This is a genomic window from Pseudomonas sp. CM25 (assembly GCF_013179705.1).
Lineage (GTDB): Bacteria > Pseudomonadota > Gammaproteobacteria > Pseudomonadales > Pseudomonadaceae > Aquipseudomonas.
Genome location: NZ_JABMCW010000317.1, coordinates 1 through 6,071, shown reverse-complemented (window position 1 = coordinate 6,071; position 6,071 = coordinate 1). Strand labels below are relative to the sequence as shown.

6 protein-coding genes and 1 pseudogene are annotated in these 6,071 nt (G+C 57.7%); 6 read left to right on the top strand and 1 reads right to left on the bottom strand.

Going from position 1 to position 6,071, the window contains the following annotated elements; translation table 11 throughout:
• Positions 1–75 precede the first annotated feature (75 nt).
• The 4 genes and pseudogenes from HP546_RS24215 to HP546_RS24200 all read left to right on the top strand — a co-directional run.
• Positions 76–234, top strand: a pseudogene (locus tag HP546_RS24215) (transposase domain-containing protein); the annotation flags it as partial.
• A gap of 177 nt (positions 235–411) precedes the next feature.
• On the top strand, positions 412–1,176 hold the full coding sequence (locus HP546_RS24210; RefSeq protein WP_172230496.1) for an SDR family NAD(P)-dependent oxidoreductase: 765 nt from the start codon (positions 412–414) through the stop codon (positions 1,174–1,176).
• Positions 1,177–1,274: 98 nt separating this feature from the next.
• Complete coding sequence (eutH, locus tag HP546_RS24205; protein WP_172230493.1) at positions 1,275–2,507, top strand: ethanolamine utilization protein EutH; 1,233 nt, start codon at positions 1,275–1,277, stop codon at positions 2,505–2,507.
• Between the two features lie 85 nt (positions 2,508–2,592).
• Complete coding sequence (locus tag HP546_RS24200) at positions 2,593–3,396, top strand: LuxR C-terminal-related transcriptional regulator (RefSeq protein ID WP_172230499.1); 804 nt, start codon at positions 2,593–2,595, stop codon at positions 3,394–3,396.
• Between the two features lie 410 nt (positions 3,397–3,806).
• On the opposite strand, the gene HP546_RS24195 is transcribed toward HP546_RS24200, so the two are convergent.
• On the bottom strand, positions 3,807–4,424 hold the full coding sequence (locus HP546_RS24195) for a helix-turn-helix domain-containing protein (protein WP_172230489.1): 618 nt from the start codon (positions 4,422–4,424) through the stop codon (positions 3,807–3,809).
• A gap of 124 nt (positions 4,425–4,548) precedes the next feature.
• Here HP546_RS24195 and HP546_RS24190 point away from each other — a divergent pair, with 124 nt between their 5' ends.
• Both HP546_RS24190 and HP546_RS24185 read left to right on the top strand, forming a co-directional pair.
• Complete coding sequence (locus tag HP546_RS24190; protein ID WP_172230486.1) at positions 4,549–5,499, top strand: ornithine cyclodeaminase family protein; 951 nt, start codon at positions 4,549–4,551, stop codon at positions 5,497–5,499.
• Positions 5,500–5,588: 89 nt separating this feature from the next.
• A partial coding sequence (locus HP546_RS24185) for an FAD-dependent oxidoreductase (RefSeq protein WP_172230483.1) occupies positions 5,589–6,071 on the top strand: 483 nt, incomplete at its 3' end.

Below are 6,071 nucleotides of genomic sequence, written 5' to 3'. Positions count from 1 at the left end.
AGCAGGGTTACGGGTTTTGACCTTTCCTGCTCCGCCCGGTGCTTACGCACCGGTCACCGTTGAGATCTCCCAGTTTCCGTGCCGATCTATAGCTTGGTCGGGACCGCCAAAGTTAACGGCCAGAAGCCCCATACGTGGCTGCGCCACGTACTAGAGCGGCCGCCGCGTGCATCTTCAGAAGAAGACCACGAAGCGCTGCTGCCGTGGAATTTCTCACCTGATATGCCAAGGTAAATGGGTAGTAGGTGATGTTCATGGACCGCACTCGATGGAGCAGCGTCGAGCGGTAATGTTTGCTGCAAAGAGCATAAGTCTAATCAAGATCCGGGGTATATACCCTTAGGTATATCTACGCCCCTGACCCTCGGTTTTAGTTTGGAAGTACAACCACAACAACCGAGGAATACACCCATGGATCGATTGAAAGGCAAGGTGGCACTCATTACCGGTGGCGCAGGCGGTTGCGGCCTGGCCGCGTCGGAACTGTTCGCCGCCGAAGGCGCCAAGGTGGTAATCCTCGATCTGCCGCACAGCCAGGGCGAAGCTGTGGCGTCGCGGATCAATGCCGAAGGCGGTCAGGCGCTGTTCGTCGCGGCCGATGTGTCTAAGGCCGACCAGGTGCACCGCGCCGTGACACAGGCCCAGGCGCACTTCGGTCCTGTTACGGTACTGATGAACCACGCCGGCATCATCGCCGCCGGTCCGTTTTTGGAGACCAGAGAAGCCGAATGGGACCGACTGATGAGCGTGAATGTAAAAAGCATGTTCCTGGTCACCAAGGCGGTATTGCCAGGCATGCTCGCAGCGGGCGGCGGCAGTGTAATCTGCACCTCGTCGATTTCGGCGGTGGTCGGCACGCCGATGGAGGTGCTGTATTGCACCACCAAGGGTGCCTGTCACATGTTCGCCCGCGCTCTGGCCGTGGAATATCGAGATCAGAATATCCGCAGCAACGCCATTTGCCCGGGCTTCATCGGCACCGCCCATGGCCGCCGCGAAATCGATCTCTTGCGCGGTTATGGTGTAGACGCTTCCGAGGAAGCGATCAAAACCATGCAGGGGCGACTGTGCGATCCGACCGAAGTGGCCAACGCCGCGCTGTTCCTGGCCAGTGACGAATCGAGCTTCGTCAGCGGCTCGCACCTATTCGTCGACAACGCCTACACCGCCATGTAATGCCCGGCCTGCAGTACGCTGCCGGCCACTAACAAGAACAACATTCAGCACCCTTCAACTCTGCCCCCAAGCCAATTCCAACAAGACAGAGGCAGCAGATGGAAAACATAGGCACTTACGTCATCTACGTGATCATGGTGTGCGCCGTGATCGGCGCGATCGCATCGATCATCAACGCGGAATCCGAACTGGCCAAGGAGTTCACTGCCGGCTTGCACAGCATCGGGCCGATCTTCATCCCGGTGGCCGGAATCATGGCCGCAATCCCATTCATTTCCAGTTTCATCACCCAATTCATCGGCCCATTGTTCCTGGCCGTGGGCGCCGATGCCGGTATTGCCGGGCCGATCTTCATCGCCTCGGACCTTGGCGGTTACCAGCTGGCCCAAGCACTGTCGCATAGCCCCGAAGGCTGGATCCTCGGCCTGATCATCGGTTTCCAGTGCGGTTCGACGGTGATCTTCGTCATCCCGGTAGGCCTGGCCATGCTCAACAAGGCCGACCACAAATACATGGCGCTGGGCATCATGACCGGACTGCTGAGCATCCCGATCAGCATCGTGCTGATCGCCATGGGCATGCAGGCCATGGGCTTGGGTGTGCGTCCGGACATCGCCACGGCAGGCGCCGCGACGCAGGCGCTGCACTTCACCTTGCCGACCCTGCTGCGCAACCTGTCGCCGCTGATCCTATTCTGCCTGGCACTGGCGACAGCGCTGTGCTATCTGCCCAACCTCATGGTCAGCCTGTTCCTCAAGCTGGGGCAGTTGATGTACGCAGCCGTGACCCTGGTGCTGGTGGCTTCGATCGTCGAGTACTTCACCGGTGCGTTCACTTCGCTGTTCGGTGACTGGGGCTTCGCCCCGATCATCGCCGACAAGGAAGACCAGTTCCGAGCGCTGGAAATTGCCGGCTATGTGGGCATCATGCTCTGTGGTGCGTTCCCGATGGTGTACCTGATCAAGCGGTTCCTGTCGCAGCCGATCGAAAAGGTGGCGTCGAAACTCGGCCTGTCGCCGGTAGGTGCCGCTGGCATTCTCGCGGCCTCAGCCAACATCCTGGCCATGTTCCGCCTGGTGGCCGAAATGCCGCCGAAAGACAAGGTATTGGTAATTGCCTTTGCCGTGTGCGCCGCCTTCACCTTTGGTGATCATCTGGCCTACTCGGCCAACTTCCAGCCTACGCTGATCGGGCCGCTGATCATCGGCAAACTCGCCGGTGGACTGCTGGGCATGCTGTTGGCCTACTGGCTAGCAGTGCCCAAGGCACTGGAGCTCGGCCACCAGGAAGAAGAGGCCAGCCTGCTGCCCTCCAATGCACCGTTGCACTGACAGGGCCGGGCATCGTTCAATGCTGTCCGGGCTTGCGAAGCCGGGCGGCATTTGTGCCTTCTCCCACACCGCACGGGCAACCACAATGAACAGCGACAACGCCAATCACCTGGGGGCGGTCATTCGCAGCATCGGCAGCGACGCACTGGGCCCGACCCTAGACATCGCGCTCAAGGACGTGGTCGACTTCGACATGAGCTGCGCCTACCTGTTTCGGTTCAACCAGCCTGCGCTCCTAATTCATGACGGCTACAACCAGCGAGTCGCCGAGCGTACGTTGAAAGCCTACCTGCGTGGCGGTTACCTGCTCGATCCGTTCTACGTCGCCTGTACCAACAACCACCCGGCCGGCCTGTGGCGCATGCGCGAACTAGCCCCAGACAGCTTCTTCGCCTCAGGCTTTTCCATCTCCCAGGACATTCACCCCTGCGTCTCGTCGCACCACGGCAGCCTGATCGAGGAGATCGGTTTCATTGTGCCGGTAAGGCCTCGAACCGCACTGGTTTATTCGCTGATGCGTGGCCTGGACAAGGGCACGTTCAAGGCCGAAGAAGCGCTGCGGCTGGCAGCGTTGACGCCAGTGATTGATGCCATTCTCAGCCAGCATCTGCGCCTGGCTCATGCCGATGACCTGGCAAACCCGCAGGAGTCCGATAGCCAGTTGGAAGATGCTTTCGTCGATATCCTTCAGGGCCAACTGACTGAAACCCAGCGGCGTGTGGCAAAGCTGATCCTGCAAGGGCATAGCAGTCAGTCGATCGCCCGCGAGCTGGAGATCTCCGAGGGCACGGTGAAGGTGCACCGACACAACATCTGGCAGAGGCTAGGCTTAACCGGAAACGCTGAGTTGTTTCGGTTGTTCGTCAATTATCTGATTAAAAACACCTAACATACCCGCCGGGTTACGGATCTGTATCCACTGTGATATTCAATGCACGCCTGTGGAACACTTCACCTTTGAATCAATCCGTTCAGAACAACGCGGATTGCTCGAAGTGCGACTTGCTGGCCATCGCGTCCAGGCGTTTGCCCGGCTCGAGCGGGTTGCCCAGATTCCAGTCCTCCAGGTGTCGATCAGCCCCAGCAGTTGGTCTTTCACGTCCTGGTACACGATCAGACGAGAGGAAGCGGAACCGTTCTCATCCCTGCTTCAGAACGCACCAGCGATAACGTATTGGGTCACTTCGTCAAGGTCTTCGCAGGTGTTCATGACCGCAGCCGGATTCTTTCCACCCAGCTGCAGGACGGTACACTTGTGGTTGGACTCGCCGGCTTACTTCAGGAACAGGCGACTGCCATCTACCGAAGATCAGCATGAGAGCTGATCCAAAGAATGGTCGCATCCGCCCCGGATCCGGAAATACATGCGTGCCCCATTGTGCTGTCGATATAGCAAGAATCTCCTGGCCCCAACTCTAATGGAGCGTAGAGATCTGTATGCAAGACCACCTGGCCACTCAATACATAAAGTAACTCTTCCCCATCGTGACTGAGCAGACGCGGGAAGTCGGCGCGATCATGGGCCTTGATCGTCGTCACGAGCGGTACGAATCTCTTTTCAGCCAAATCAGCATGAAGGATCTCGTAGCGGTACTGATCGGTTTCATGCGTGACTCCCTGGCCTCTACGGGTCACGCTTCTGCGCCCAAGCGCTGATGCTTTGGTGGTCGGGCTGAACAACTCACCGACATCCACACCCAGTCCCAACGCCAACGCAGCGATTTTCTCGTAGGTGGGCGACAACTGGTCATTTTCTATCTTAGAAAGCGCAGACACAGAGATCGCGCAGCGTTGACTGAGCTGCTGGAGCGTCATATTGGCCTGACGACGCAGCCATCTCAGTTTTCCAGCCAAGACACTACTGGAGAGTTCCTGCCCGCTTTGCGCCGAGGCGATTTGATCATGTTCTGTATTCATGAGGTGTTCCGCGCAGCGCGCCCGACAAAGCTCTGGACGTGCATTTTCTTTTGCGCTATAAATTTTCCCATACGAAAAAAACAAGCAGGATGAGGAATCATTCCTGCACCGACCGGAGCATAACATGCACGTCCTCTCTAGCCACCAAACAACTGCACTGCTCCCTTTTGAGCAGCTCATCCAGGCCCTGGAAGCCTATTTCCAAGAGGGATGCGAGGTTCCGCTGCGGCACAATCACTCCATCGCAGGCAACAATTCTGGCGAAGATGGCATCCTCCTGCTCATGCCGGCATGGCAGCCAGGAAAGCGGCTAGGCGTTAAAACCGTTTCCATCTTCCCGAATAATCACGTCCATGGCCTGCCAGGGCTGCATTCGGTTTTCATTTTGTACGATGCTGTCACCGGAGCGCCATTGGCGATCCTGGATGGAGATGTGATCACCTCCAGACGCACAGCGGCAGCTTCAGCACTCGCAGCAAAAAGGCTGAGCCGCCCAGACTCGAATACGCTACTGGTCGTCGGTGCCGGCCGCGTTGGCAGCCTGTTGCCTGATGCCTACCGAACCGTACGCCCTATTGAGCGCGTGTTTGTATGGGATCTGCGGCGCGAAGCAGCAGACGCCTTGGTGACCAAGCTTCGCGCCCAGGGCATCAATGCACAAGCCATGGATGACCTTGCTGATGCCGCGCAGAAAGCAGACATCATCACTTGCGCAACCCTGTCCAATGCACCTTTGATTCAGGGTGAATGGCTCAGACCAGGTACCCATCTGGATCTCATTGGTAGCTTCACGCCAGCCATGCGTGAGAGCGATGATGAATGTTTCCAAAAAAGCACAGTGTTCATCGACACCAGCGAAGCACTGCTCAAAGCCGGCGACGTGCTTGCGCCAATGGAAACGGGCGTTTTCAGCGAACAGCAAGTTGCCGCCACCTTAGAGCAGCTCTGCAGAAATCAGCACCCTGGTCGCACGAGCGCATCTGAAATCACCTTATTCAAGGCAGTCGGTACAGCCCTGGAAGACCTGGCCGCCGCATCGCTTGCTTACGACACCTTCCTCGACAAGCATGCGTGAATATCGACTTACGCGATCCATAACTCAAAGCGTTTGGACCGCGGCATCCGCGCCGCTGAGCAGGCCGCACCAACATCAGAGGTCTTTCCATGGATTCCCACAATAGTTATGTAGTGATTGGCGCAGGCTTGATTGGCCTTTGCACGGCGTTGGAGCTGCTCAGTTGTGGTGCCCAAGTTACGTTGCTGGAACACGGAAAGCCTGGTCACGGGGCGTCATATGGCAATGCCGGTTTCATTGCCAGCGAACTCATCGAGCCGTTGGCCACGGCTGAAAACATACGCCATGCATGGTCGATGTTGCGAGATCCCCATGGCGCATTGGCCGTTCCGGTAAAGCATTGGCCCCAGAGCCTGCCATGGATGATTCGCTTTGCTCTCGCTGCCCGTAAAGACTCGGTAGATAAAGGCCGTACTGCGCTTGCGAACTTGCTGAACCTTGCAGTGCCATCCTGGCGAAATCTGTTAAACCGTGAAGGGCTCACAGCACATCTGCTGCAGACACATTATATGCGTGTATGGGAAGACTCCAGCCTCGAGTCTGCGCTGTCCGAACAGGAATTCTATTCTGCC

Excerpts from the sequence above, each read along its gene's own strand:
- HP546_RS24210 (WP_172230496.1), top strand. The coding sequence starts at position 412 with ATGGATCGATTGAAAGGCAAGGTGGCACTCATTACCGGTGGCGCAGGC.
- eutH (WP_172230493.1), top strand. The coding sequence starts at position 1,275 with ATGGAAAACATAGGCACTTACGTCATCTACGTGATCATGGTGTGCGCC.
- HP546_RS24200 (WP_172230499.1), top strand. The coding sequence starts at position 2,593 with ATGAACAGCGACAACGCCAATCACCTGGGGGCGGTCATTCGCAGCATC.
- HP546_RS24195 (WP_172230489.1), bottom strand. The coding sequence starts at position 4,424 with ATGAATACAGAACATGATCAAATCGCCTCGGCGCAAAGCGGGCAGGAA.
- HP546_RS24190 (WP_172230486.1), top strand. The coding sequence starts at position 4,549 with ATGCACGTCCTCTCTAGCCACCAAACAACTGCACTGCTCCCTTTTGAG.